The sequence below is a fragment of the Halomonas salipaludis genome, assembly GCF_002286975.1.
Taxonomy (GTDB): Bacteria; Pseudomonadota; Gammaproteobacteria; order Pseudomonadales; family Halomonadaceae; genus Franzmannia; species Franzmannia salipaludis.
The window spans coordinates 303,045-327,675 of sequence record NZ_NSKB01000003.1 but is presented as its reverse complement, the minus strand read 5'-3'; the positions used below and the strand labels follow the sequence as shown (position 1 = coordinate 327,675).

Below are 24,631 nucleotides of genomic sequence, written 5' to 3'. Positions count from 1 at the left end.
CTGCAGCGTGCCTATAACCGATTCGCTGGTAATTGTATACTTGGCAGTTCTTGAATTCATGGGCCAACGGTGCATCAGCAATGACACAGTCGACGCCAGACGTGACAACCTTCCAGGGCCTGATCCTTGCCCTGCAGCAATACTGGGCCGAACACGGCTGCGTGATCATGCAGCCGCTGGACATGGAAGTCGGTGCCGGCACGTTTCACCCGGCCACCTTCCTGCGCGCCATTGGTCCCGAGACCTGGAACGCCGCCTACGTGCAGCCCTCACGCCGCCCCACCGATGGCCGCTACGGCGAGAACCCCAACCGCCTGCAGCACTACTACCAGTTCCAGGTGGTCATGAAGCCCTCTCCTTCCGCGCTTCAGGACCTCTACCTCGGCTCTCTTGAGCGCCTCGGCATCGACCCGTTGGTGCACGACATCCGCTTCGTCGAGGATAACTGGGAGTCGCCTACCCTCGGCGCCTGGGGCCTGGGCTGGGAGGTCTGGCTCAACGGCATGGAAGTCACCCAGTTCACCTACTTCCAGCAAGCCGGCGGCATCGAGTGCTATCCGGTCACCGGCGAACTGACCTACGGGCTGGAACGCATCGCCATGTACCTGCAGGACGTCGACAGCGTCTACGACCTGATCTGGACCCACGCCCCGGATGGCAGCCAGGTCACCTATGGCGACGTCTACCTGCAGAACGAGCGCGAGCAGTCGGCCTATAACTTCGAGCATGCCGACGTACCGGCACTGTTCGGCGCCTTCGACCATCAGGAGCGCGAGTGCAGCAAGCTGCTCGACGCCGGCCTGCCGCTGCCCGCCTACGAGATGGTGCTCAAGGCCTCGCACACCTTCAATCTGCTCGACGCGCGGCATGCCATCTCGGTGACCGAGCGCCAGCGCTTCATCCTGCGCGTACGCACCATGGCCCGCGACGTGGCCCACGCCTACTACGAATCACGCAAGGCCGCCGGCTTCCCCATGGCCCCGGAAGCCCTGCGCCGCGAGCTGCTCGAGGCAGCCGCCGATACACAGGGAGACGCATGAGTATGGCTTTTCACCCCCTTCTGGTCGAACTCGGCGTCGAAGAACTGCCCCCCGCGGCCATCGACCGCCTCTCCGATGCACTCGCCGAGGGCATCCGCCAGGGCTTGAACGAGGCCGAGGTAAGCTTCGCTAACGTCACCGCCTATGCCTCGCCGCGCCGCCTGGCGGTACACGTCAGCGAGCTTGCCGACAAGCAACCCGACCGCGAGATCGAGCGCCGCGGCCCGGCACTCGCCGCGGCCTTCAAGGATGGGCAGCCAACCAAAGCCGCCGAAGGCTTTGCCCGCTCCTGCAGCGTCGAGGTTAGTGAACTGATCCACCTCGAGACCGACAAGGGCACCTGGCTCGGCCATCGCGAGCGCCAGCAGGGCGAGAGCATCGAGCAGCTGCTGCCGGGTATCGTCGACAAGGCCGTGACTAGCCTGCCGGTGCCCAAGAACATGCGCTGGGGCGCATCCCGTATCGAGTTTTCGCGCCCGGTGCACTGGCTGGTGATGCTCTACGGCGAGCAGGTCATCGAGGCCGAGACCCTCGGCCTGAGCGCCGACCGCCTCACCTACGGGCATCGCTTCCATGCCCCCGGGGCGATCACCCTGGCTCACGCCGATGACTACCTCGAGGTACTGGAAAACGCCTTCGTGCTGGCCGACCGCCAGCGCCGCCGCGAGCGCATTCGCGAGCAGGTGCTCGCCGAGGCCGAGGTGCAGGATGCCCAGGCGGTCATCGACGAAACCCTTCTCACCGAGGTCAGCGGCCTGGTGGAGTGGCCGGTAGCGCTAACCGGCAGCTTCGACGAGCGCTTCCTCGAGGTGCCGCCGGAGTGCCTGATATCGTCGATGAAGGCCAACCAGAAATACTTCCACCTGCTCGATGAGCACGGCAAGCTCAAGCCACTGTTCATCACCATCGCCAATATCGAGAGCCACGCGCCGGAGCGGGTAATCGACGGCAACGAGAAGGTGATCCGCCCGCGTCTGGCCGACGCCGCCTTCTTCTACGACGTCGACCGCAAGACGCCGCTGGCCGAGCGCCAGGCCGGCCTCACCAGCGTGGTGTTCCAGCAGCAGCTCGGCTCGCTGGCCGACAAGGCCCGGCGCAGTGCCGTAGTCGCCCGTGCCATTGCCGAACGCATCGATGGCGACGGCGCCCACGCCGAGCGCGCCGCCCTGCTCGCCAAGTGCGACCTGGTGACCGAGATGGTGCTCGAGTTCCCGGAACTGCAGGGCATCATGGGCTGCTATTACGCGCGTCAGGACGGCGAAGCCGAGGAGGTCGCCCAGGCACTTCATGAGCAGTACCTACCGCGTTTCGCCACTGACGAGATCCCCCAGACACGCACCGGCTTGGCGCTAGCGCTGGCCGACCGCCTCGATACCTTGACCGGCATCTTCGGTATCGGCCAACGGCCCACCGGTGCCAAGGATCCCTTCGCCCTGCGTCGCGCTGCCATCGGCGTCCTCAATATCATGGTCAAGGCCGAACTCGATCTCGACCTGCGCGAGCTACTGTCCCTGGCGGTAGCGCAACACCAGCCACTACCCAAGGCCGAGGGGCTGGTGGATGAGGTGCTCGACTACATGCTGGATCGCTTCCGTGCCTGGGCCCAGGATGAAGGCATGGCAGTTGAGAGCTATCTGGCAGTCCGTGCTCGCCCGGTCACCAAACCCCTCGACTTCGCCCGCCGCATGCGTGCTGTCCATGCCTTCGCCGCTCGCGATGAGGCTGCGGCCCTGGCAGCCGCCAATAAGCGAGTCTCGAATATTCTCGCCAAACAGGACCATGACGGCAGTACTACCGTGAACCCCCAACTGCTGCACGAGGGCGCCGAAAAGGCCCTACATCAAGCGCTGGTAGCGCGTCGCGATGAGGTCGCCCCACTGTTCCAGGCCGGTGACTACAGCGCCGCCCTCGATCGCCTGGCTGCCCTGCGTGAGCCGGTAGACGCCTTCTTCGATGAGGTGATGGTGATGGCCGAGGAGCCAGCGGTACGCAATAACCGCCTGGCACTGCTGGCCAATCTTCAGGCGCTGTTTCTGGAAGTGGCGGATATCGCCGAACTCCAGCAGTAGCCATCTTCTCCTTCAAACCCCAAGGGCCGGCGAGATTCACTCGCCGGCCCTTTTTCTATCTCCATCCGTTCTATCTCGCCTGATGTTTCACGTGGAACATGCACTGCCCTGCTCGACACGCCGGCCTGGGCGATTAACTCATGCCAAGGGCAAATGTTCCGTGGGCTTGGCAGGTGATGTTCCACGTGAAACACTCTGCATTCTCCCTAGCCATGCACAGCAGATCCCTAATGCCGAGAGCAGACCGCCTGATAATTCTTGATCGCGACGGCGTGATCAACCAGGACTCCGACGACTATGTGAAATCTCTACAGGAGTTCCACCCCTACCCCAGCGCTATCCATGCGATCGGCCGGCTTTGTCAGGCCGGCTGGACCGTCGCGGTCGCCACCAACCAGTCGGGTATCGCGCGTGGCTACTATGATGAAGCCACGCTGGCCAGTATGCACGAGCACTTGCAAGCCATGGTGGCCGACGCTGGAGGTAAGCTGGCGCATATCGCCTACTGCCCCCACGCCCCCGAGGATGACTGCGACTGCCGCAAGCCTCGACCGGGCTTACTCGATCAGATTGGTCGCGCGCTCGGTATGCCGACCCTTCAAGGTAGCTGGATGGTTGGCGATAAGAACGTCGATCTTCAAGTTGGCGAAGCAAGGGGATGTCGACCAGTGCTGGTACGCAGTGGCAAAGGCGAGCGAACCTTGACCAAACACCCTGAGCTGGCAGCCCCGGAGAGTCGGGCACGAATCTTCGATGACCTGGCCAGCTTCGTTGATTGGCTGCTCGACGAACAACAAGCGCCATAGAAGAATAGTGCGGTACAAAAAAGCAAAAGCCCCGAGATACAGTATCTCGGGGCTTCTTCTTACTGGCGCTTAACCCGCGTGTTCCACGTGAAACATCGCCCTAGACGTCGAGGTTAGCCACCAGCGCGAAGCGTTCGATAAAGTCACGACGCGGCTCGACCTCATCCCCCATCAGGGTGTTGAACATCATGTCGGCCGCCACCGCATCTTCAATCGACACCCGCAGCATGCGTCGCGTCTCCGGATTCATGGTGGTATCCCACAGCTGATCGGGGTTCATCTCACCCAACCCCTTGTAGCGCTGGATGGAGAAGCCACGCTGCGCCTCTTTCATCAGCCACTCGAGCGCCTCATAGAAGGTTTCTACGGGTTGCTGGCGCTCGCCGCGTGCCACGTAGGACCCTTCATCGAGCAAGCCATTCAAGGTTTCACCCAGCTTGGCCAAGGCACGATAGTCGGCGCTACGGAAGAAATCCACGCCCCAGACATAGTCGGTGGTTACGCCGTGAGCCGCCAGAGAGACTGCAGGTAAAAAGAAACCACGCTCGGGGTCTTCCTGCAGCTCGAAGGTGTAGCGCGGTCCGCCCTGGTAGGCCACCACGTTATCCATCTCTTGCTGAAGAAAATCGATCCAGTGCTGCATGGTGACGCGATCCTTGAGGCTATCTTCGGCCTCCAGGGTTGCAGCATGAACGATCTTGCGTAGCACTTCGCTGGGATAGACCCGCGACAAACGATCGATGCGCTTCATCACGTCGCGATACTGATTGACCAGCGTCTCGAGCTGCTCACCGGCGATACCCGGCGCATCGGGATTGACGTAGAGGCGAGCTCCATCCAGCGCGGTCGTGGTTAGATAGTCGATCAGCGCCTGCTCGTCCTTGAGGTAGCTCTCCTGCTTGCCACGCTTGATCTTGTAGAGCGGCGGCTGGGCAATGAAGACGTGGCCACGCTCGATCAACTGCGACATCTGACGGAAGAAGAACGTCAGCAGCAGGGTACGAATATGCGAGCCGTCGACATCGGCATCGGTCATGATGATGATCGAGTGATAGCGCAGCTTGTCAGGATTGAACTCCTCACGCCCGATGCCGCAGCCGAGCGCGGTGATCAAGGTACCGACTTCAGCCGACGACAGCATCTTGTCGAAGCGCGCCTTTTCGACGTTGAGAATCTTGCCCTTGAGCGGCAGGATCGCTTGGGTGCGTCGATCTCGGCCCTGCTTGGCACTACCGCCCGCCGAGTCACCCTCGACCAGGTAGAGCTCCGAGAGACTCGGATCCTTCTCCTGGCAGTCGGCAAGCTTGCCCGGCAAACCAGCAATATCCAGCGCACCCTTGCGGCGCGTCATGTCACGCGCCTTGCGCGCCGCTTCGCGAGCACGCGCCGCCTCGAGCATCTTGTTGACGATCGCCTTAGCCTCATTGGGCTTTTCGACCAGGTATTCGGAAAACAGCCGTCCCATCTCCTGCTCAACCGCGGTCTTCACCTCGGAAGAAACCAGCTTTTCCTTGGTTTGCGAAGAGAACTTCGGGTCGGGCACCTTGACCGAAATGATCGCCGTCAGGCCCTCGCGGGCATCGTCACCGGAGGTATTGACCTTGGCCTTCTTGAGCAGCCCCTCGGCTTCGATATAGTTGTTCAGCGTACGCGTCAGGGAGGCGCGGAAGCCTGCCAGGTGCGTACCACCGTCGCGCTGAGGAATATTATTGGTGTAGCAAAAGATATTCTCGGCGAAGGTGTCGTTCCACTGCATCGCCACCTCGATACCCACGCCATCTTCACGCTCGGCGTTAAAATGGAACACCGGATTGAGCGTAGTCTTATTGGTGTTGAGGTGGTTGACGAAGGCGCGCAACCCGCCCTCGTAGTGGAACAACTCCTCCTTGCCGCTGCGCTCATCCAACAGCCGGATAGCCACGCCAGAGTTCAGAAAAGAGAGCTCTCTCAACCGTTTGGCGAGAATGTCGTAGTGAAACTCGATATTTCCAAAGGTTTCCGGAGAGGGCCGGAAATGCACTCGCGTTCCCGATTTCTCCGTCTTGCCGACGACATCCAGTGGCGCCTCGGGAACGCCATGATGATAAATCTGCTCGAATACCTGCCCCGCCCGCCAGATCGTCAACTTGAGCTCTTCTGACAAAGCATTGACCACCGACACCCCGACGCCGTGCAGGCCACCGGAAACCTTGTAGGAGTTGTCATCGAACTTGCCGCCAGCGTGGAGCACCGTCATGATGACCTCAGCGGCCGAAACCCCCTCCTCCTCGTGGATATCGGTCGGTACGCCACGCCCGTTATCGCTGACGGTAATCGATTCGTCAGGGTGAATGACGACTCGGATTTCGCTGCAGTGCCCCGCTAGAGCTTCATCGATGGAGTTGTCCACCAGCTCAAACACCATGTGGTGCAGTCCCGTGCCATCATCGGTGTCACCGATATACATGCCGGGACGCTTGCGTACTGCATCCAGGCCCTTGAGGACCTTTATGCTCGATGAGTCGTAAGCTTGTTCGCTCATTGACTACTCCGTCGTGAAATCTTTCGTTCCGTGAGTCAGTGCCACCGAATCGTCCGGGGCGACCTCGCCATGTTTCACGTGAAACACGCTGAACTGGGTGTTCGGCTGCCAGGTGTCGCGAAGCGCCTGCGGCTCGACGCTGGTAATAAATGCCTGACAGCGCATCGTTTCCAACCATTGGCAAAACACTTGCTGATGCCGCGCATCGAGTTCCGCGGGGAGGTCATCGATCAGGTACAGGCAGCGCCGCCCTGTCTGACGCTCGAGCAAGCGCCCTTGAGCAAGCTTGAGCGCACTGACAACCAACTTCTGCTGGCCACGTGAAAGCACCTCCACTGCTGGCCTGCGTTCGATGCGAAGGCGTAGATCAGCTCGCTGAGGTCCCTGCTGGGTAAAACCCATCTGCCGGTCGGTGTCTCTGCCCTGCTTGAGCACCTCTATCAGCGAGCGTTGCCTGTCCCACCCCCGCGAGTAGCGCAGCGTCAGATCAGGCAACGGCAGCAGGGCCGCCAGGGTCTCTTCGAATACGGGAACGAAGGCGGTCATGTAGTCGCTGCGCAGGACGTCTAGACGCTCGCCCCATTGTGCCAATTCGTACTCCCAAACAGCCAGGGAGCGATCATCCATTCTACCATGCCTTAATAACGCGTTCCGATGTTTCAATGCCCGCCGCACCCCCTTCCATACTTCAAAGAAGTCGTGTTTCACGTGAAACACGCCCCAGTCGAGAAACTCTCGACGCGATGAAGGTGAGCCCTCCAGCAGGCGGAAAGCGTCAGGATTGATCAGCTGCAGAGGCAATGCCTCGACCAGCTGCGCGACTCTGGCGACACGCTCTCCTGCCATGCGCATCTCGAGCTCACTGCCACTGCGCTGACGACGAACGCCAATCGGCAGCGGCGGATCACCGCCAATACGCGCGTGCAGAGAAAGCGCATCCGCGTCGTGGGAAATGGCATGCTTGAGCTGTTGGGTACGGAAGGAGCGGCCCATGGCAAGGATATGGATACCTTCGAGCAAGCTGGTCTTGCCGCTGCCGTTGGCACCGAGAAGTAGATTGATACCCGGCTGAAGGCGCAGGTCCAGGGGTGCCAGGTTACGCAGCCCCTGGAAGGCGAGACGCTCTATTGGCATGCGATCAGCATCAATGCCTGGCTTAGAGGCGCATGGGCATGACAACGTACATGGCATCGCCGCCGCCCGGCTCCTCCATCAGCGCACTGCTGTTAGGGTCGGCTAGCGTCATCTGCACGCGATCCTCGTCAAGCACGCCAAGTACGTCGATCAGATAGCCAACGTTGAAACCGATCTCCATGGCCGCACCGCTGTATTCGACGGCCACGTTCTCCTCGGCCTCTTCCTGCTCCGGGTTGTTGGCCATCACCCGCAGGTTGCCCTCTTCCAGGTGGAGCCTGACCCCACGATACTTCTCGTTGGAGAGGATCGAGGTACGTGAAAACACCTGGCGAAGCTGGGCTCGCTCGGCGATAAACACCTTGTCGCCACCACGAGGCACCACTCGCTCATAGTCAGGGAACTTGCCGTCGACCAGCTTGGAGGTGAAGGTAAAGTCACCGGTGTGGGCGCGCACATGGCTGGCCCCCAGCGTCAGACTCACGGGCTCATCGCTGTCATCCAGCAGGCGCACGAGTTCGAGTATCCCCTTGCGCGGCACGATCAGCTTCTGGGCCGGTTCCACGCTGATATCCACCGGACGCGAGCACACCGCCAGGCGATGGCCATCGGTGGCCACGGTACGCACCAGGTTGGAGCGCAGCTCTAGCAGCATGCCATTCAGGTAGTAGCGCACGTCCTGCTGCGCCATGGCAAAGGAGGTGGCATCGATCAAGTGCTTGAGCGTTCCACGCGGCAGGCTGAGTTCGACGCTACCCTGGCCCTCTTCGATATTGGGGAATTCCGCTACCGGCAGGGTCGACAGGGTGAAACGCGAACGACCGCTGCGCAGCACCGCACGCCCCTCTTCGAGGGCAAGGTTGATCTCGGCCTGCTCCGGCAGTGACTTGCAGATATCCATCAGCTTGCGGGCCGGCACGGTGGCCGATCCGGGCTGCTCGACCTGGCTCGGCGCCGTGCGACCGATCAGTTCGACTTCGAGGTCGGTGCCCGTCAGCGACAGCTCATCGGCACTGACCTGGATCAATACGTTGGAAAGTACCGGCAGCGTCTGGCGCCGTTCGACCACGCCGGCGACCAGCGTCAAAGGGCGCAGCAAGGCTTCGCGGGAGATGGAAAATTTCATGGAGGCTCCACTCTTGTCCTGAGTTTCGATGGCTTTGCATTGCCGCGATCAGCTGGTCAGCAACCGCAGCAGGTTCTTGTAGTCCTCGCGGATATCCGCGCTCTCTTCCTTGAGCGATTGCACCTTGCGACAGGCGTGCAATACGGTGGTGTGATCGCGTCCGCCGAAAGCGTCACCGATTTCCGGCAGGCTGTGGTTGGTCAGCTCCTTTGCCAGCGCCATGGCCACTTGGCGCGGTCGCGCCACCGAGCGCGAACGACGCTTGGAGAGCAGATCGGACAGCTTGATCTTGTAGTACTCGGCCACCGTGCGCTGAATATTGTCGACGCCGACCTGCTTGTCCTGCAGTGCCAGCAGATCCTTCAGCGACTCGCGAATGAAATCCTGGGTGATCGTCTTGCCCATGAAGTGGGAGTCGGCGATCACCTTCTTCAACGCACCTTCCAGCTCGCGCACGTTGGAGCGAATCTTCTGGGCGATGAAGAAGGCAGCATCGTGAGGCAGGTCAACCTTGGCCTGATCTGCCTTCTTCATCAGAATCGCCACTCGCGTCTCAAGCTCCGGTGGCTCGATGGCAACGGTTAGCCCCCATCCGAAGCGAGACTTGAGCCTCTCTTCTACACCATTGATTTCTTTTGGATATCTGTCGGACGTCAGGATCATCTGCTGACCGCCCTCGAGCAACGCATTGAAGGTGTGGAAGAACTCTTCCTGGGAACGCTCCTTGCCGGCGAAGAACTGGATATCGTCGATCAGCAGGGCGTCGACGCTGCGATAGAAACGCTTGAAGTCGTTGATGGCATTTAGCTGCAGCGCCTTGACCATGTCGGCCACGAAACGCTCGGAGTGCAGGTACACCACCGTGGCATTCTCGCGGCGAGTGGCGAGTGCATTACCGACCGCATGCATCAAGTGAGTCTTACCCAGACCCACTCCACCGTAAAGAAACAGCGGATTATAGGCGCCACCGGGGTTTTCCGATACCTGGCGGGAAGCAGCACGAGCCAGCTGGTTCGATTTGCCCTCGACGAAGGTTTCGAAGGTGAAATTGGGGTTGAGGCCACTCTGGTGCTTGAGGCTGCCCTCCACCTGTACCTGCCGTTCGCCCCCCCCCCGTGATGATGCACGGGACCCACCACGTGGCGACGGTGGATCGATGGGCGCCTCGATCTCGCGTTCGTCGGCGAGGTCGCCACGCGGCGGCGTGTGTACCGCCGGCGATGCAGGCTGGCGCGGCGCAGCAGACACAGGATTGCCCAGGTCGCGTGGCTGCGGGCTTGGTACGGCCCGGCGGCTGCCGACTGCCAGCGTCACCTTGGGTGGCTTGGTTGGCGCCAGTTCACGCAGCAATTCGTTGATTCGCTTGATGTACTTGTCGCTTACCCAGTCACGCACGAAGCGATTGGGCGCCAACAGGCAGAGTTCGTTGGACTCCCCCTGTTCCGCCTGGAGGGGGCGAATCCAGGTGTTGTACTGCTGCGAGCTGAGCTCGTCCTGCAGGAAATCCAGACATTGTTGCCAAAGAGCGACCGACACTCGACCTCACCATCCCGTTGATGCATGACCGGCCATTGTATCGCCCAAGCAGCGAGTTATCCACACGCACCGGTCGTGCCTCGCCGCTGTGGAAAACTCGCCGACGCCGCGCTCGTCGAGCGCCCGCCGAAGCGTTACCCAGGCGCGGTTGCGTAACCGGCCAGGCGTCAGGTCATAGCCGGTTATCAAAGTGTTTCCCACACCCATGAGATAGAGCTATCCAACTGTAATACATGATGAAAAAATACTTATCCACATTTATCATCCCCAATTTTAATAACAAGATGTTCTAATCACCGGCAAGCGTTCCCACGCCGATATCTAGAACGGTTGCTGGGCAGCGGCCGAGTCCCATGCGATGACGGTGAGGAAAAATTGCACCCGTGGCCCGAATTCACTAAAATGCCCGGTCTTGAGCCGAATTACCCCGGGTTCCCCGCCGGAGCCAGGGCGCCTCACCATTGACGTTACGTCCAATTAACCACGTGGGAATCGATAGTTATGAAACGCACTTTTCAACCCAGCGTTCTCAAGCGCAAGCGCGTGCACGGTTTTCGTGCCCGTATGGCTACCAAGAATGGCCGCGCCGTGCTGGCGCGTCGACGCGCCAAGGGCCGCAAGCGTCTGAGCGCCTGAACTCGGCTTGCGTGTGTCCTGTCAGGGTTTCCCCCGGCATCTGCGACTGCTGAATGCCGGGGAGTACCGACACGTCTTCGATCACGCGGCGTTCAAGATTCACGGCAAAGGATTGCTGGCACTGGCAAGCCCCAACGCACTGGGTCATCCCCGCGTCGGCTTGGTCTTCAGCAAGAAGAACGTGCGCCGGGCCGTGGATCGCAATCGTTTGAAACGACTGGTTCGCGAATCCATCCGCCTTCAGCAGCACCAACTTCCCGCTGTCGACATCGTGGTACTCTCCCGGCGAGGCGTACACGAGCTGGACAACGACACCCTGCACCGCCAGCTTTACGGCATGTGGCGGCGTCTGGAGAAGGATGTGCGCAAGCAGTCGACGGCCGCTGTCAGCCAGGACACTTCCTCGCCGTCTTCGCGGTGACGCTTCGAGCCTGCCCCTGGCAGGCTTTCGTGCGTATCGGCACTGCTGATGTCGATGTTGCCGCCAGAATGTTCATTACCCATCGGGCAGGACCCTCATGGACGTAAAACGACTACTTCTGCTGGTTCCGCTGGCCGTGCTGGCATATCTGCTGGTCGTGCAGTGGAACCAGGACTACGGCCAGGCAGCCCCTGCGCCGGACGCCCCCTCCTTCACCAACGGCGGTGCCCCGCAGGTCGAAAGCGGTGAGCCCGACGACGATGGCGGCCTGAGCGTTCCCCACGCTCCCCAGGAGACGGTGGAGGGCGAGCTTCCGCAGGCCACCGAAAGCGAGCCCCGCAGCCGTGACCTGATCGCGGTGGTCACCGATGTTCTCGACGTGCGCATCGACCCTCAGGGCGGCGATATCGTCTATGCCGCCCTGCCCCAGCACAAGCTGACGCTGGACTCCGAGCGCCCCTTCGTGCTGCTTTCCGACAGCGAGACACGCAGCTATGTGGCCAAGTCGGGTCTGCAGCTCGATGGACACTCGGGTCGCATCGGTTTCGACGCCGAGCAGACCGAGTACCGGCTCGCCGAGAGCGAGAACAGCTTGACCGTTGACCTAACGGCAGAGGTCAACGGCGTTGAGGTGATCAAGCGTTACACCTTCGAGCGCGACAACTACGCGGTCGATGTCGACTACTACCTGGCCAACAATACCCAGGATCCGGTAACCGCCCGCTTCATCGGTCAATTGGCACGCGACGACAGCCCCGACCCCACCAGCGGTGTGGCACTGGGCATGAGCTCCTATCTGGGGGCGGCGTTCTCGTCTCCTGACGATCGCTATCAGAAGGTCGATTTCGACGATATCCGCAGAGGCAACTTCGACAATCGTGACGTCGAAGGCGGCTGGGTAGCAATCATCCAGCACTACTTCACCAGTGCCTGGGCGCCGGCACAGAACCAGCAGAACCTCTATTACGGCACCACCGATAGCCGTAATCGCACCGTCGCGGCTTTCGCCGGCCCGTCTACGCAGATCGCCGCCGAGGGAGAGAGTCGCCTGGGTGCAACCCTGTACATGGGGCCCAAGGTCCAGGAACGCCTCGAGCAGGTAGCGCCCAACCTGCGGCTGACCGTCGACTTCGGCTGGCTGTGGTTCATCGCCAACCCGCTATTCTGGCTGCTCGATCAGATTCATAGCCTGCTCGGCAACTGGGGTTGGTCGATCGTCTTCCTGACCATCCTGGTCAAGCTGGCGATGTGGCCACTGTCGGCCAAGGCCTACAAGTCGATGGCGCGCATGCGCAAGCTGGGCCCTGAGATGCAGCGCCTCAAGGAGCAGTACGGCGACGATCGCCAGAAAATGTCCCAGGAGATGATGAAGTTCTACCAGAAGGAGAAGATCAATCCTCTGGGTGGCTGTCTGCCGATCCTGGTGCAGATGCCGGTGTTCATTGCGCTGTACTGGATGCTGCTCGAGTCGGTGGAACTGCGCCATGCACCGTTCATGTTCTGGATTCAGGATCTCTCGGTGAAAGATCCGTTCTTCATCCTGCCGATCCTGATGGGTGCCTCGATGTTCGTCCAGCAGTTGCTCAACCCGACACCGCCGGACCCCATGCAGGCGAAGATCATGAAGATGCTGCCGATCGTCTTCACTTTCTTCTTCCTGTGGTTCCCGGCAGGCCTGGTGATCTACTGGGTCGTCAACAACTGCATATCGATCGCCCAGCAGTACGCGATCACACGCAAGATCGAGAACGACCCCAGCATTGGCAAGGGCATGAAGACCAAGTAACCCAACGCCCACGCCGCTTTCAGACCCCCGCCACGTGCGGGGGTCTGGCGTTTATGGGCCACGCCCGAGACAATGCCCGCACGCCACGACGAGGAATTCCCGATGCCCGAGCGCCTCTATACTCAGGACACCATTGCCGCCCTGGCCACGCCCCCCGGACGCGGCGGCGTGGGCATCATCCGCATATCGGGGCCGCTGAGCAGCGCCATCGCCGACGCCATGGTAGGCCACTGCCCTGACCCGCGCCGCGCTCACTACGGCCCCTTCCGGGGCGCTGAAGGCAACATCGACGAGGGCATCGCGCTCTATTTTGCCGGCCCTCACTCTTTCACCGGCGAAGACGTGTTGGAACTCCAGGGCCACGGTGGCCCGGTGATCATGGACCTGCTGCTCGAGCGCTGCGTTGACTTGGGAGCCCGCCTGGCGAAGCCCGGCGAATTCTCCGAACGCGCCTTTCTCAACGACAAGCTCGACCTGGCACAGGCCGAGGCCATCGCCGATCTGATCGAAGCAAGCTCCCGGGCCGCCGCCGAGAACGCACTGCGCTCGCTGCAGGGGGCCTTCTCGCAGCGGGTCGAGGCGCTGGTCCAACGGCTGATCGAGCTTCGCATGTACGTCGAGGCGGCGATCGACTTTCCCGAGGAGGAGATCGACTTCCTGGCCGATGGCAAGGTCGCGACGATGCTGGCAGGGGTCAAGGACGAGCTCGCCGAGGTGCGCGCCGCCGCCAATCAGGGTGCCCTGATGCGCGAAGGCATGAGCGTCGTGATCGCCGGGCGTCCCAATGCCGGCAAGTCGAGCCTGCTCAACGCCTTGACCGAGCAGGACACGGCGATCGTCACCGAGATAGAGGGCACCACCCGCGACGTGCTACGCGAGCATATCCACCTCGACGGCATGCCGCTGCATATCATCGATACGGCGGGACTGCGTGACACCCCCGATGCGGTGGAGAAGATCGGCGTGGCTCGTGCCTGGGAGGAGATTGCCAAGGCCGACCGGGTGCTGCTGCTGGTCGACGCCACTACCACCTCCGCCACCGACCCGATGGAGATCTGGCCTGAGTTCGTCGCCCGCTTGGCCGATCCCAGCCGCTTGACGCTGGTGCGTAACAAGGTCGACACCAGCGATGAGCCGGCCGGACTCGACGACTCCGCCGCCACCCCGGTGCTGCGCCTGTCGGCCAAGACCGGTGCGGGCATCACGCCGCTCAAGGAGCATCTCAAAGCGGTGATGGGTTTCAATGCCACCACTGAGGGGCGCTTTTCGGCGCGACGTCGCCATCTCGACGCCCTGGATCGCGCCAAGCAGGCGCTGACCAACGGCGAAACCCAGTTGGCCGGCTACGGCGCCGGCGAACTGCTCGCCGAGGACCTGCGCGACGCCCAGCAGTCGCTAGGCGAGATCACCGGTGAATTCAGCGCCGACGATCTGCTCGGCGAGATCTTCGGCAGCTTCTGTATCGGCAAGTAAGAGGGCGCCTAGCGCATCACTCCTCGACCCACCACTCACCGTGGTGTCGGGCCTGCTCGCCAAGCAGCGGCAGTGCCGCGTCGAGGGCCTCGCCAAGCGCAGCATCGAGCCCCCACGGGGGGTTGAGCAACAGCATGCCGCTGCCGTACATGCCGTGGCGGCTATCGCCAGGAGCGTGGCGCACCAGCTCGCTGCGCCACAGCTTGCGCAGCCCCGCCTCACGCAGCCTGTCGAGCATCGTCTGATGGCGTCCCGCCGGTAGCAGCGGATACCACACCATGACCAGCGCATGACGCGCCTTGCGTGCCACCTCGATCAGCGTAGCGGCCACCTCGAGATACTCCGACTTGCGCTCATAGCTGGGGTCGATCAGTACACACAGCCGCGGGGTCGTCACCGGCAGCCGCTTGAGCAGCCCCGCCAGGCCATCGCCATAGGTGCGGCTGGCATTGGCCGGCAGCGTCTGTTGCTCGAGCTCGGCATGCTCCCCGGGGTGCAGTTCGAACAGCTGCAGACGGTCGTGAGCACGCAGACCTCGGGCCAGCCACCATGGTGACCCGGGATAGCGATCGAGATGCTGCTTGCTTTGCTGCACCTCAACCAAGGCGTCAAGCCAGGCATCGAGCAGAGGACTTGCGCCCTGCAGACGCATTCGGGCCTGCCAAAGCGGCGCCACGCCGTGGCGGTACTCCTGCAGCTTGCGCGTCTCGGCGGCGTCCAGCGAGTACACTCCTCGTCCGGCGTGGGTATCGATATACGTAATAGGCGAGGCTTTACGTAATAAATGCCGAGTCACCGCATGCAGCGTCAGATGCTTGTGAACGTCGGCGAAATTACCTGCATGGTAGGCGTGCTGGTAGGCGAGCATGGGGGATCCATGAAAAAGCCCGCAGACAACGCCTGCGGGCCATTGTGAAACGTCAAGGTCAGATCTGCTGCTGGATCGGCGTCAGGGTGATTTCCACGCGCCGGTTCTGCGCCCGGCCGGACTCGGTGTCGTTGCTCGCCACGGGCTGCGTCAGGCCATAGCCACGCATGCTAAGACGCGAACGATCGACGCCGCTCTGACCAAGGTAGTTGCCTACCGACTCTGCACGGCGCTCTGAGAGGCGCTGGTTGTAATCGGCAGAGCCGGTGCTGTCGGTATGGCCGGCGATATTGATGCGCGTCTCCGGGTACTCGCGCAGCACGTTGGAGACATCATTGAGGGCATTGCGCGCCGAGCTGGTCAGCTCGCTCGAATCAAACCCGAAGGTCACGCTGCTCGGCATATTGAGCACGATATCGTCGCCTTGGCGATCGACCTCGATTCCAGTGCCCTGCATGCTTTCGCGCAGCTGCGCTTCCTGGCGATCCATATAGGCGCCGATACCACCGCCGGCGGCGGCCCCAACCGCAGCACCGATCAGCGCACGGTCACGGCGGCTGGTGCTGCCACTGCCGCTGAGCGCCCCGGCGGCGGCACCCACGGCGGCACCAATACCGGCACCGGTGACGGTACTACTGCGCTGGGTCTGTCCACCGTAGGGATCGTTGGTCGCACAGCCAACCACCAGCAGGGCAGCAGCCAAAGAGGGAGCGAGACGAAGTGTCTTGCGCATGGCGTAGTGACTCCTTGTACGTCGAGGTAAGAACCGCTGATCAGATCTCAATCGAGGCCAGCAGTTCATTCAAGAATAATAGACCCTGGGTGGAAGCTTGCAGGCGCTGGCCATCTTCCACAACAAGTCCTTTTTTGCGCGCCGCGGCTAGCCGCGACGACAACATCGACAGCGGTTGGCCGGTACGCTCCCGCCATAGCGGCAGCGGCACGCCATCGACCAGTCGCAGAGCATTCATGCTGAACTCGAGCGGCAGCTCGTCAATCGTCAGCAAGCGCTGCCCGGCAACGAAGCCGCGCGGGTCATGGCGCCTGCGCAGATAGGCCTCAGGCTGACGCGATTTCCAGCGCCGCTGAATTGCCCAGCCACCGCTATCGTCGATTCGGCTCAGCTTGCCATGGGCGCCAGCCCCGATCCCAAGATAGTCGCCAAACCGCCAGTAGTTGAGATTATGCTGGGAACGCAGGCTGGGGCGCGCGTAGGCCGATATCTCGTACTGCTGGAACCCGGCGTCGACGAGCCGCGCATGGCCGGCATCCTGAATATCCCAAAGCTGCTCTTCCTCAGGCAGCGGCGGCGGATGGGAGTAAAACTCGGTATTGGGTTCCAGCGTGAGCTGGTACCAGGAGAGATGGCTGGGTGCTAGCGACAATGCCGTGTCCAGATCGGCCAGGGCCCCGGCGGTATCCTGGCCGGGCAAGCCATGCATCAAGTCTATATTCAAGTTATCGAAGCCCGCCGCGCGAGCGCTGCGCACGGCGTGGCTGGCATCTTCACCGCTATGGATACGCCCCAGCGCCGCCAGCTGCGCCGGTTGAAAACTCTGTACTCCAAGCGACAGGCGGTTGATGCCGGCCTCACGATAGCCGGCGAATCGCGCCTGCTCGAAGGTGCCGGGATTGGCCTCCAGCGTTATCTCACAGCTCTCAGCCAGCGTCAGTCTAGCGCGTAGCGCGGTAAACAAATGGTGATAGAAACGCGACGACATCAGGCTCGGCGTGCCCCCGCCGATGAATACGCTGACCAGTTGCCGACCCGCCACCAGCGGTAGCTCGGCATCGAGATCCTCGAGCAGGGCAGCCAGGTAAGCCTCTTCCGGTAACTCGGCATCATGCCCGACGCCATGGGAATTGAAATCACAGTAGGGGCACTTGCGCACGCACCAGGGCACATGCACATAGAGTGATAGCGGTGGAAGCGGCATCAGCGACTCGACAGCTGGGCTAACAGTGCCTGCATCGCGCGGCCGCGATGACTGAGGCGGTTCTTTTCCTCGGCGGACAGCTCGGCAACGCTCATCCCTACCTCGGGGATCCAGAACAGAGGATCATAGCCAAACCCTCCCTCTCCGCGTGGATGCGCCAGAATTTCACCTTGCCAGTGTTGCTGTACGATCAGCGGCACCGGGTCATCTGCATGGCGTAGATAGACCAGCACGCACCAGTATCGCGCCGAACGTTCGCCTTCAGGAACCTCGAGCAGTTGTTCTAGCAACTTACGGTTATTTGCCTCGTCACTCTTGGGCTCCCCGGCATAGCGCGCCGAATAGATCCCCGGCGCCCCCTGCAACGCATCCACCTCAAGGCCCGAATCATCCGCCAGTGCCGGCAAGCCACTGACGCGACTGGCTTCGCGAGCCTTGAGCAGTGCATTCTCGACAAAGGTCAGCCCCGTCTCTTCGACCTCGGCGACACCATAATCCGCCTGGGCCTTCACCTCATGGCCGAGCGGCGACAGTAACTGATTGAATTCCCTTATTTTTCCAGCATTTCCGCTGGCCAGGACAATGTCGAATGCTCGCGACATGCGGATCTCCTCGATAGTACGGCGGAGATCATTCTACGCCGTCGCGCCAGGCAGGCGAACCGTACATTGATGAGAAATGAGCAGAGGATGAGGGACCTCAGCTGCCCGGGATCAAGGAAAACAAAAAGAAACACGTAAAAAGATCATTTTTATCAGTCTCAGCAAGAGGGAAAAATGAGAAAGGCATGTATCTTGTTGATATACAACATAATTCATTTTCTCTAAAAAAGCGCAACTAGAACTAAAAAACCTAAAACATTGCTAAAGTTACCATAGTTTACAAAACTGGTGGAATGAAGCATACTACAAGCTCTACTGCAGCCTGTACGAGCACCCGCGTAACGACGTATTTTTTTCAGGGGAAGGTATCATGGATTCCGAACACACCATGGTAATACTTATCACCGACGCCAACCCACAGTCGCAACTGTTCGTCGACTATATCAATAATGAAGTGGAGTGTAGTGTCAGCACACTACCGCCCGATGCACATCATCAAGAACTGCCTGATGATAGAGCTGTATTATTGATTGATGCAGATCACGTCCATGAGAGTGATATGCATGAATGGCACCTAGCTTGCATGGAAAGTCCAACCAAAATCATGTCGGTCTTCAACCTCAAGGACGAAGAACATGCCATGGATATCATGCGCATGTTGCATATTCATGGCGTTTTCTACCGCAGCGATCCAATCACCCTGATCTGCAAAGGTATAGGCGCCTTGATTGCCGGTGACTTCTGGATGTCACGCTCATTGATGACACGTCTTATCGACTTTTATCGACATCAACAGCTCAGCATTTTCCGTCCAGCATGTGGCCTGACCCAACGTGAAATGGAAATTATCAGCTTACTGGCATCGGGGGACTCCAACCTTGAGATTGCCGAGAAGCTGTTCGTCAGCGAACACACCGTAAAATCGCATATTTACAATATATTCAGAAAGATCAAGGTTCATAACAGAATACAAGCCATGAACTGGGCGAAAAAGAACCTGATCACAACACCTAGACTGCCGATATCGAGCAATAAGGGGGGAGATAGCCGGCGAAACCATCATTGAACCGTCGATACCATATGGAGAAGACGACAATGGTGAACAATAAATCACTTGCCACTCTTGGGCAGGGCGTAGGCTTTACTGAGATCATAGAAAAATTATCCTTCAATTACGGCTGGGTGCCATATCCATACAGTGCTTTTGAAAAAACGAAAAGTGTCGAAAACGAACCTCTACGAGTCGGTCTAGTCCTGATCGATCAGCAGGCTTCTTTAAAGCAACAAAAAGCCTTAGAATTAAGGCATATACTATCTGGATCATCTCTATACTGGATGGCGGTATTAGATAATGTAGAGCTAAAGACCAATACCACCATCAACTGTATGCTGGATCAATTTTGCCACGGCTATACCACCTTGCCGTGCTCCATCGCAGAAGTTCACAACCTGCTTTTCAATCTCGACAAGCTGTATGAATGGCAAGGCAACAAGCCGCTCAGGGTAGATGAGGACAGGGTTAAAATGATCGGCAGCCCGCGGACGACCGGAAACCTCTTCGAAAGGATAGCACGCTTTGCCAATGTCGACGCACCAGTGCTAATTCATGGTGAAACAGGGACTGGTAAGGAACTGGCGGCAAGAGCGATACACGAATCCTCGGCGCGATCTCATGCTCCCTTCGTGGCGGTAAACTGCGGTGCCATGCCCGAGGGACTTGCACAGTCAGAGCTATATGGCTGTGAAAAGGGCGCCTTCACGGGTGCCCACCAGCAGCGCAAGGGATATATCGAAGCAGCGTCAGACGGCACACTGTTCCTCGATGAAATCGGGGACCTTCCACTTGCCATACAAGCCAATCTGTTGCGCTTCCTCGAAAATCAGCGAATGATGCGAGTGGGGGGCCGTAAAGATTTTTTCGTAGACGTGAGAATCATCGCAGCTACCCATGTCGACTTGCGTCAAGCCGTTGCTGCCAAGACGTTTCGCAATGACCTCTACCATCGCCTCAACGTGCTTGAAATTTCCCTACCTCCGCTTCGCGAACGAATATCGGATATCGGACCATTGGCGGAATTCTTTTTTAACAAATACCGCGAGGAAGGTTCTTGTAAACTTAAAGGAATTAGTCAAGAAACTTTCGATATCATGCGCTCTCACACTTGGCCCGGCAATATACGTGAACTTAGCAACCGTATACGACAAGCCATGCTATACAGCGACTCCCCGTTGCTGATGCCTGCCGACATGGGACTCGATAGACGTCATCACGGGCGGTATATCACCTCATTGGAGCTGGTCAGAAATCAAGCGGAATTCCTGGCTCTGCGAGAGTCCCTGGATAATCACTCTTATGACTTAGTCAGCGTTGCCAGTGAACTTATGATATCCAAAGGTACACTATATCGCCTAATGGAAAAGCATGGTTTGAAATACTCCCGACTCCCATACATACATTATTTTAAATAAGCATTTTTCCTAGCCAAAGACAGGCTTCATTAGAATTTTTTTATCGCCAAGTAATGCATACTATACGAGGAATCTAATCCCTATGCAGCGAGATATCATATGAAATAATGCTGATTATACTCCCTAGCCCATTATCGTGGTAAAAACCATTACCCACATAGCATCACATAACTTTACAAAAACAGGGCCGGCATCCAGTCTAACAGGGGTTGAGCCTCTCAGCGTTAGCGTCCTTTCATCCATACGCATAGTAACGATCAAAGGAGTTCTGGATGCCACTCCCCAGGCGTGTGGTAGTGATAACCGATGATATGGCACAGCGGGCCATATTAGTCGATAGCATACGATCGCAAGGCTGGTCGGCCGAGTGCTATGACTCCATCTATGCCGCCGATAATGTCATGCTATTCTCGAGTCTCGACAGTATCGGTATTCTTTGTATCCAAGAGCTGCAGAGTATCCCACTCAAGGATCTTGAAAATTTTATCTGTAGTAAGAGCATAATATGGCTAGGCGTAGTACTTGATGTACAGGCAGAATGGCCAAGCACCGCACATATCGCCAGGCTGCTCGATGGTGTATTTTCACTACCTATAGACAGCTCATTGCTAGGGGAATTGCTTGCCAACGCTTACCGAAAGGCTTCAATAAAAAAGACTATCCACAACATTGATTCAATTCATGTAGACGGCATCACACTCAAGAGCTGCATGCCGGAATTCAAGCGCATTTTTCGTCTTGTTCATAGAGTGTCCAATAGCAAGGCCCCCGTCATGATATTGGGTGAGTCAGGCACTGGCAAGGAGCTGATTGCTCGAGCGATACATGATCAATCGAGTCGCTGCATGGGGCCATTCATCGCCGTGAACTGTGGTGGATTTTCCAACGACCTGATTCAATCAGAACTTTTTGGGCACGAAAAAGGGGCATTTACTGGGGCGACGAGCCAGCAAGTCGGCCATATCGAGGCTGCATCTGGTGGAACGCTATTCCTTGATGAAATAGGCGACTTGAACGTTAATCTCCAAGTCAATCTTCTGCGCTTTCTAGAATCGAATAGTATTCAGCGACTAAGTAGCAGTCAGGAAATAGCCGTCGATGTCCGAATAGTTTCTGCCACCCACATTGATCTTGACGCAGCAATCGAGCGCGGATCTTTCCGTCTCGATCTGTTGCACCGCCTCAACACCGTTGTCATTCACCTTCCGCCCCTGAGACATCGCAAGGCCGACATTGAGTTGCTAGCCAATCAAGTATTCGAAAATTTGTCATCACGCTATCCATGCCGGGCTAGAGGTTTCCATCGCGATACTATTGCACTGATGAAATCCTATCATTGGCCGGGTAATGTTAGAGAGATGTTGAATAGGATAAAGAGCGCCATCGTTCTTTCAGACAGTGATCTTATAATGCCTGATGCTTTGGGTATATGCAATACATTAGAAAACAGCACACCACCATCCCTTAATGAAGCTAGAGGTGCTGCTGAACGACAACTGATCATCAACACACTCATCAAGAATGATAATAATATAGCGCGTTCTGCCAAGGAGATGGGAGTTTCAAGAGTGACATTCTATCGCCTGGCGAAAAAACACAACATAATTAAAGGAGAGTAAAAACAGAATAATAAGCCTCAACCACATGCTATGCCTGGCCATCTCAATATGGGGAACTCGATAATGAACAAAAGCGTATTGAAGTTCATCGCTCCGCTACCTTTGACGGTGTCGATGCTAACCGCACAGCTGGTTCACGCCCAGCAGGAGCCGGTGGGACAAGCGCCTCCCGATGCCATCAACCAGCCTGATGTACAGGCCATCACCGAGTACGCGGGTGTACTCACCCCGCGTGGGCAGTTGGTCATAGAGCCATCGCTGCAATACTCGCATGCCGGGGTCAATCGCCTGACCTTTCAGGGCATCGAAATTCTCAGCACGCTGCTGATCGGCGTGTTCACGGCCGAGGAGGCAAATCGCGATACCTGGACTGCAGCCGTGACCGGTCGATTGGGAGTGACGGATCGCCTGGAGCTGGAAGCCAAGGTGCCCTACGTCTATCGAAGCGATACCCTGTTCGCCACCGTACCAACGGTGGAGGGGAGTGAAGCCGGCCAGTTCGACATCGACCGGGACTTATCGGGCAACGGACTAGGCGATATCGAGCTGGCGGCACGCTATCAGCTCAACCGCGGACAAAACAACTGGCCATACCTGATTGCCAATCTACGCTACAAGACGACCACCGGCGAAGGCCCCTTCGATATTCGCCGTGATAGTGATGGGATAGAAAGAGAATTGGCGACTGGCTCAGGATTCCACTCGCTGGAGCCAAGCATTACAGCTCTCTATCCTTCCGACCCAGCCGTATTCTTTGCCAACCTCGGCTATATGTACACAAAAAAAGAGAGCATCAACAAGCGAATCAATGACGATATCACTATCGGCGACGTGGACCCTGGTGATGCGATTAGAGTCAGCTTCGGCATGGGGTACGCCATCAATGAGCGCGCATCATTCAGTCTTGGCTATAAGCATGACTTTATTGACAAGACCAAAACGGAATTCCTCGGCGCCAATGGCAACTCCAGCACCCAGAGTTCACGTAGCCTCAATATTGGATCGCTGCTCCTGGGCTGGTCGTACCAACTCAAGCCAGACGTATCCGTCAACCTGGGGCTCGAGCTCGGTGTGACAGACGATGCACCGGATACCGTGATAACGCTGCGCGTGCCATTCAGGATGGGAATGTATTGATTAAAGCTGGGATAACGAGAGGTTAGCGATGACTACGCTAACCTCTCGTCAGCATCAACGTGCCAGCGAGTTGAGTATCGCCTGGCGCTGCGATGCCGCTTGAAGCGCCGGCATATTCTTAACGTTGATATTGATATCGATGGTCTGTTGGACGTTACGCTGCGAGGCATCGCTGACCACGGCGCTGACGATAGCCTGCTTAGTAATATTGTGAAGGGCGGCGGTAAACCCCTGGGTGTCATGCAACGCCAGTCCCGAGTACTCCTTCAGACCGGTCAGGTTGAGCGAGCTAGGCGCCATGTCGTTGATCGCACCACCGCCATTGACCACCATTGCCTGAAACTCAGCCGGCAAGGCAGCCACCTCCATGCCATTCAGTCGCTGAGAGGTCAGCTGCGCACCGAGTCGATCGATCCTGACCGTTGATTCGAGCTGCATGCTGTCGATCCGTGTCTTGAGTGTGGCACCGAAGTTGAGATCCATCCCCGACACGGTAAAACCACCGCGCAACATATCCAGGCTTTCGTCATCGATCACTGCGGTCTCGGCGAAGAACCGGGAATCTCCAGTCATCGCTGCTTCTCGCGACATCGACACATTAGTGCCAACATCGATGGCAGCATAGAAACCCGCCGACTGCACAGCGCCTGCCGGAAACAGCCAGCACCCCATCAGTAGCATCTTCAACCAGCGGCAATGTGTGGTGCGATACATGGGCAGAGTGGCATCAATCATGGTCATCGCCCCATCTCATTGTGGGCTGGAAGATTGAGGATCAGGCTGGACATCGGCATGCGCCTGATAGCCTGCTCCTTGGGTGCCCTGGCTCGGAGCCGCCAGTCACGGTCATGGTTGAAGTTCTGCTGGGCCAGCAGCATGTCGGCGCGTGCCCCGAGCACAGTACCGCTCCACAGCTTGGCGAAGTGCGCGGTAGGCACGATTACCGTGCCTACTGCGGGATCCGCCACGACGATGTTGTTTTCGTCAATGCCCTTGACCACCACGAAGTGGCGATAGCCACCGGTGTTGATCAAGGTGATCGCCGGCACGCCGATTCGCGCCAGATCTTCGAGCGATACCCTGAATCCATCCGCGTTAAGGCCCTGGCCATCGAGGTAGCGCTTCATGTCGAGCATGGAGAAACCCTGAGCCTGGATCTGCTCGACGTCACCCGTGGCGATCATCTGCTCGAACACCTCGGCCTCCGTCGTCGGGCGCTCATAATGAAAGGTCAGCAGGGTGGCCACGGCGGCGGCGCCGCAGCTGTAGTCGTACTGCTGGGGAATCACACGATCCCAGCGCATTGCCTCCAGGCTGCGGGCGGGCACATTGACGCTGCCGAAAGGACCCTGAATATGTACGCTGCCGGCCACGGCCATCATCCCAGGCCACACGCACAGCAGCAGCAGGGCAAACTGACGTAGCATGGTTCGCTGCATGACGTACTCCCC

The 24,631-nt window shown here is 58.8% G+C and carries 21 protein-coding genes; 11 read left to right on the top strand and 10 right to left on the bottom strand.

All coding sequences use genetic code 11. The features are described from left to right. Positions 1–80: 80 nt before the first annotated feature. From glyQ to gmhB, 3 genes are all read left to right on the top strand, one after another. Complete coding sequence (gene glyQ / locus CK498_RS09105; protein WP_095620548.1) at positions 81–1,040, top strand: glycine--tRNA ligase subunit alpha; 960 nt, start codon at positions 81–83, stop codon at positions 1,038–1,040. Positions 1,041–1,042: 2 nt separating this feature from the next. Next, positions 1,043–3,109 (top strand): glycine--tRNA ligase subunit beta, encoded by a 2,067-nt coding sequence (glyS, locus tag CK498_RS09100; RefSeq protein WP_095620547.1) that lies wholly within the window; start codon positions 1,043–1,045, stop codon positions 3,107–3,109. Between the two features lie 230 nt (positions 3,110–3,339). Beyond that, the gene (gene gmhB / locus CK498_RS09095) at positions 3,340–3,915 is read left to right on the top strand and encodes a D-glycero-beta-D-manno-heptose 1,7-bisphosphate 7-phosphatase (protein WP_095620816.1); all 576 of its coding nucleotides are present in this window, start codon (positions 3,340–3,342) and stop codon (positions 3,913–3,915) included. 100 nt (positions 3,916–4,015) lie between these two features. Here gmhB and gyrB read toward each other — a convergent pair whose 3' ends face one another. From gyrB to dnaA, 4 genes are read right to left on the bottom strand one after another with little or no spacing between them, the layout of a single operon-like run. Further along, positions 4,016–6,436: a DNA topoisomerase (ATP-hydrolyzing) subunit B gene (gene gyrB, locus CK498_RS09090; RefSeq protein ID WP_095620546.1), complete on the bottom strand. Its 2,421-nt coding sequence runs from the start codon at positions 6,434–6,436 to the stop codon at positions 4,016–4,018. Between the two features lie 3 nt (positions 6,437–6,439). After that, entirely contained in the window at positions 6,440–7,570 is a 1,131-nt protein-coding gene (gene recF / locus CK498_RS09085) for a DNA replication/repair protein RecF (RefSeq protein ID WP_095620545.1), read from the bottom strand. Positions 7,571–7,592: 22 nt separating this feature from the next. Then, positions 7,593–8,696 (bottom strand): DNA polymerase III subunit beta, encoded by a 1,104-nt coding sequence (dnaN, locus tag CK498_RS09080; RefSeq protein WP_095620544.1) that lies wholly within the window; start codon positions 8,694–8,696, stop codon positions 7,593–7,595. 48 nt (positions 8,697–8,744) lie between these two features. Beyond that, the gene (gene dnaA, locus CK498_RS09075) at positions 8,745–10,232 is read right to left on the bottom strand and encodes a chromosomal replication initiator protein DnaA (RefSeq protein ID WP_095620543.1); all 1,488 of its coding nucleotides are present in this window, start codon (positions 10,230–10,232) and stop codon (positions 8,745–8,747) included. Positions 10,233–10,733: 501 nt separating this feature from the next. Between dnaA and rpmH the strand changes: the two genes are divergently transcribed. The 4 genes from rpmH (at position 10,734) to mnmE (ending at position 14,548) form a co-directional block, all read left to right on the top strand. Continuing rightward, positions 10,734–10,868 (top strand): 50S ribosomal protein L34, encoded by a 135-nt coding sequence (gene rpmH / locus CK498_RS09070; protein WP_010626003.1) that lies wholly within the window; start codon positions 10,734–10,736, stop codon positions 10,866–10,868. A gap of 13 nt (positions 10,869–10,881) precedes the next feature. Beyond that, on the top strand, positions 10,882–11,289 hold the full coding sequence (gene rnpA, locus CK498_RS09065; RefSeq protein WP_095620815.1) for a ribonuclease P protein component: 408 nt from the start codon (positions 10,882–10,884) through the stop codon (positions 11,287–11,289). 97 nt (positions 11,290–11,386) lie between these two features. Next, positions 11,387–13,075: a membrane protein insertase YidC gene (gene yidC, locus CK498_RS09060; RefSeq protein WP_095620542.1), complete on the top strand. Its 1,689-nt coding sequence runs from the start codon at positions 11,387–11,389 to the stop codon at positions 13,073–13,075. A 102-nt stretch (positions 13,076–13,177) separates the two neighbouring features. Then, entirely contained in the window at positions 13,178–14,548 is a 1,371-nt protein-coding gene (mnmE, locus tag CK498_RS09055; RefSeq protein ID WP_095620541.1) for a tRNA uridine-5-carboxymethylaminomethyl(34) synthesis GTPase MnmE, read from the top strand. Between the two features lie 16 nt (positions 14,549–14,564). Here the strand turns inward: mnmE and CK498_RS09050 are convergent, their stop codons facing one another. Genes CK498_RS09050 through CK498_RS09035 form a run of 4 tightly spaced genes read right to left on the bottom strand, consistent with a single transcriptional unit; the run spans position 14,565 to position 17,955 of the window. Continuing rightward, complete coding sequence (locus CK498_RS09050; RefSeq protein WP_095620540.1) at positions 14,565–15,416, bottom strand: 23S rRNA (adenine(2030)-N(6))-methyltransferase RlmJ; 852 nt, start codon at positions 15,414–15,416, stop codon at positions 14,565–14,567. 58 nt (positions 15,417–15,474) lie between these two features. Further along, positions 15,475–16,149 (bottom strand): OmpA family protein, encoded by a 675-nt coding sequence (locus CK498_RS09045; RefSeq protein WP_095620539.1) that lies wholly within the window; start codon positions 16,147–16,149, stop codon positions 15,475–15,477. 40 nt (positions 16,150–16,189) lie between these two features. Continuing rightward, positions 16,190–17,353, bottom strand: a complete 1,164-nt coding sequence (gene hemW, locus CK498_RS09040) for a radical SAM family heme chaperone HemW (protein WP_095620538.1) — start codon at positions 17,351–17,353, stop codon at positions 16,190–16,192. Then, positions 17,353–17,955 carry an XTP/dITP diphosphatase gene (locus CK498_RS09035; protein ID WP_095620537.1) on the bottom strand — a complete coding sequence of 201 codons (603 nt, stop codon included), beginning with the start codon at positions 17,953–17,955 and terminating at the stop codon, positions 17,353–17,355. Before CK498_RS09035 ends, hemW begins: the two co-directional genes overlap by 1 nt. A gap of 370 nt (positions 17,956–18,325) precedes the next feature. Here CK498_RS09035 and CK498_RS09030 point away from each other — a divergent pair, with 370 nt between their 5' ends. From CK498_RS09030 to CK498_RS09015, 4 genes are all read left to right on the top strand, one after another. After that, a complete protein-coding gene (locus CK498_RS09030; RefSeq protein ID WP_095620536.1) occupies positions 18,326–19,021 on the top strand; it encodes a LuxR C-terminal-related transcriptional regulator in 696 nt (231 codons plus the stop codon). A 29-nt stretch (positions 19,022–19,050) separates the two neighbouring features. Beyond that, positions 19,051–20,424, top strand: a complete 1,374-nt coding sequence (locus CK498_RS09025) for a sigma-54 interaction domain-containing protein (protein ID WP_176475756.1) — start codon at positions 19,051–19,053, stop codon at positions 20,422–20,424. Between the two features lie 296 nt (positions 20,425–20,720). Further along, entirely contained in the window at positions 20,721–22,043 is a 1,323-nt protein-coding gene (locus CK498_RS09020) for a sigma-54 interaction domain-containing protein (RefSeq protein WP_217987737.1), read from the top strand. A gap of 63 nt (positions 22,044–22,106) precedes the next feature. Next, a complete protein-coding gene (locus CK498_RS09015) occupies positions 22,107–23,180 on the top strand; it encodes a transporter (protein ID WP_229359020.1) in 1,074 nt (357 codons plus the stop codon). A gap of 54 nt (positions 23,181–23,234) precedes the next feature. Here the strand turns inward: CK498_RS09015 and CK498_RS09010 are convergent, their stop codons facing one another. Both CK498_RS09010 and CK498_RS09005 read right to left on the bottom strand, forming a co-directional pair. Continuing rightward, entirely contained in the window at positions 23,235–23,921 is a 687-nt protein-coding gene (locus tag CK498_RS09010; RefSeq protein WP_095620533.1) for a hypothetical protein, read from the bottom strand. After that, positions 23,918–24,619 carry a C39 family peptidase gene (locus CK498_RS09005; protein ID WP_229359019.1) on the bottom strand — a complete coding sequence of 234 codons (702 nt, stop codon included), beginning with the start codon at positions 24,617–24,619 and terminating at the stop codon, positions 23,918–23,920. Before CK498_RS09005 ends, CK498_RS09010 begins: the two co-directional genes overlap by 4 nt. Positions 24,620–24,631 lie beyond the last annotated feature (12 nt).

Excerpts from the sequence above, each read along its gene's own strand:
- glyQ (WP_095620548.1), top strand. The coding sequence starts at position 81 with ATGACACAGTCGACGCCAGACGTGACAACCTTCCAGGGCCTGATCCTT.
- glyS (WP_095620547.1), top strand. The coding sequence starts at position 1,043 with ATGGCTTTTCACCCCCTTCTGGTCGAACTCGGCGTCGAAGAACTGCCC.
- gmhB (WP_095620816.1), top strand. The coding sequence starts at position 3,340 with ATGCCGAGAGCAGACCGCCTGATAATTCTTGATCGCGACGGCGTGATC.
- gyrB (WP_095620546.1), bottom strand. The coding sequence starts at position 6,436 with ATGAGCGAACAAGCTTACGACTCATCGAGCATAAAGGTCCTCAAGGGC.
- recF (WP_095620545.1), bottom strand. The coding sequence starts at position 7,570 with ATGCCAATAGAGCGTCTCGCCTTCCAGGGGCTGCGTAACCTGGCACCC.
- dnaN (WP_095620544.1), bottom strand. The coding sequence starts at position 8,696 with ATGAAATTTTCCATCTCCCGCGAAGCCTTGCTGCGCCCTTTGACGCTG.
- rpmH (WP_010626003.1), top strand. The coding sequence starts at position 10,734 with ATGAAACGCACTTTTCAACCCAGCGTTCTCAAGCGCAAGCGCGTGCAC.
- yidC (WP_095620542.1), top strand. The coding sequence starts at position 11,387 with ATGGACGTAAAACGACTACTTCTGCTGGTTCCGCTGGCCGTGCTGGCA.
- mnmE (WP_095620541.1), top strand. The coding sequence starts at position 13,178 with ATGCCCGAGCGCCTCTATACTCAGGACACCATTGCCGCCCTGGCCACG.
- CK498_RS09050 (WP_095620540.1), bottom strand. The coding sequence starts at position 15,416 with ATGCTCGCCTACCAGCACGCCTACCATGCAGGTAATTTCGCCGACGTT.
- CK498_RS09045 (WP_095620539.1), bottom strand. The coding sequence starts at position 16,149 with ATGCGCAAGACACTTCGTCTCGCTCCCTCTTTGGCTGCTGCCCTGCTG.
- hemW (WP_095620538.1), bottom strand. The coding sequence starts at position 17,353 with ATGCCGCTTCCACCGCTATCACTCTATGTGCATGTGCCCTGGTGCGTG.
- CK498_RS09035 (WP_095620537.1), bottom strand. The coding sequence starts at position 17,955 with ATGTCGCGAGCATTCGACATTGTCCTGGCCAGCGGAAATGCTGGAAAA.
- CK498_RS09030 (WP_095620536.1), top strand. The coding sequence starts at position 18,326 with ATGGATTCCGAACACACCATGGTAATACTTATCACCGACGCCAACCCA.
- CK498_RS09025 (WP_176475756.1), top strand. The coding sequence starts at position 19,051 with ATGGTGAACAATAAATCACTTGCCACTCTTGGGCAGGGCGTAGGCTTT.
- CK498_RS09015 (WP_229359020.1), top strand. The coding sequence starts at position 22,107 with ATGAACAAAAGCGTATTGAAGTTCATCGCTCCGCTACCTTTGACGGTG.
- CK498_RS09010 (WP_095620533.1), bottom strand. The coding sequence starts at position 23,921 with ATGACCATGATTGATGCCACTCTGCCCATGTATCGCACCACACATTGC.
- CK498_RS09005 (WP_229359019.1), bottom strand. The coding sequence starts at position 24,619 with ATGCAGCGAACCATGCTACGTCAGTTTGCCCTGCTGCTGCTGTGCGTG.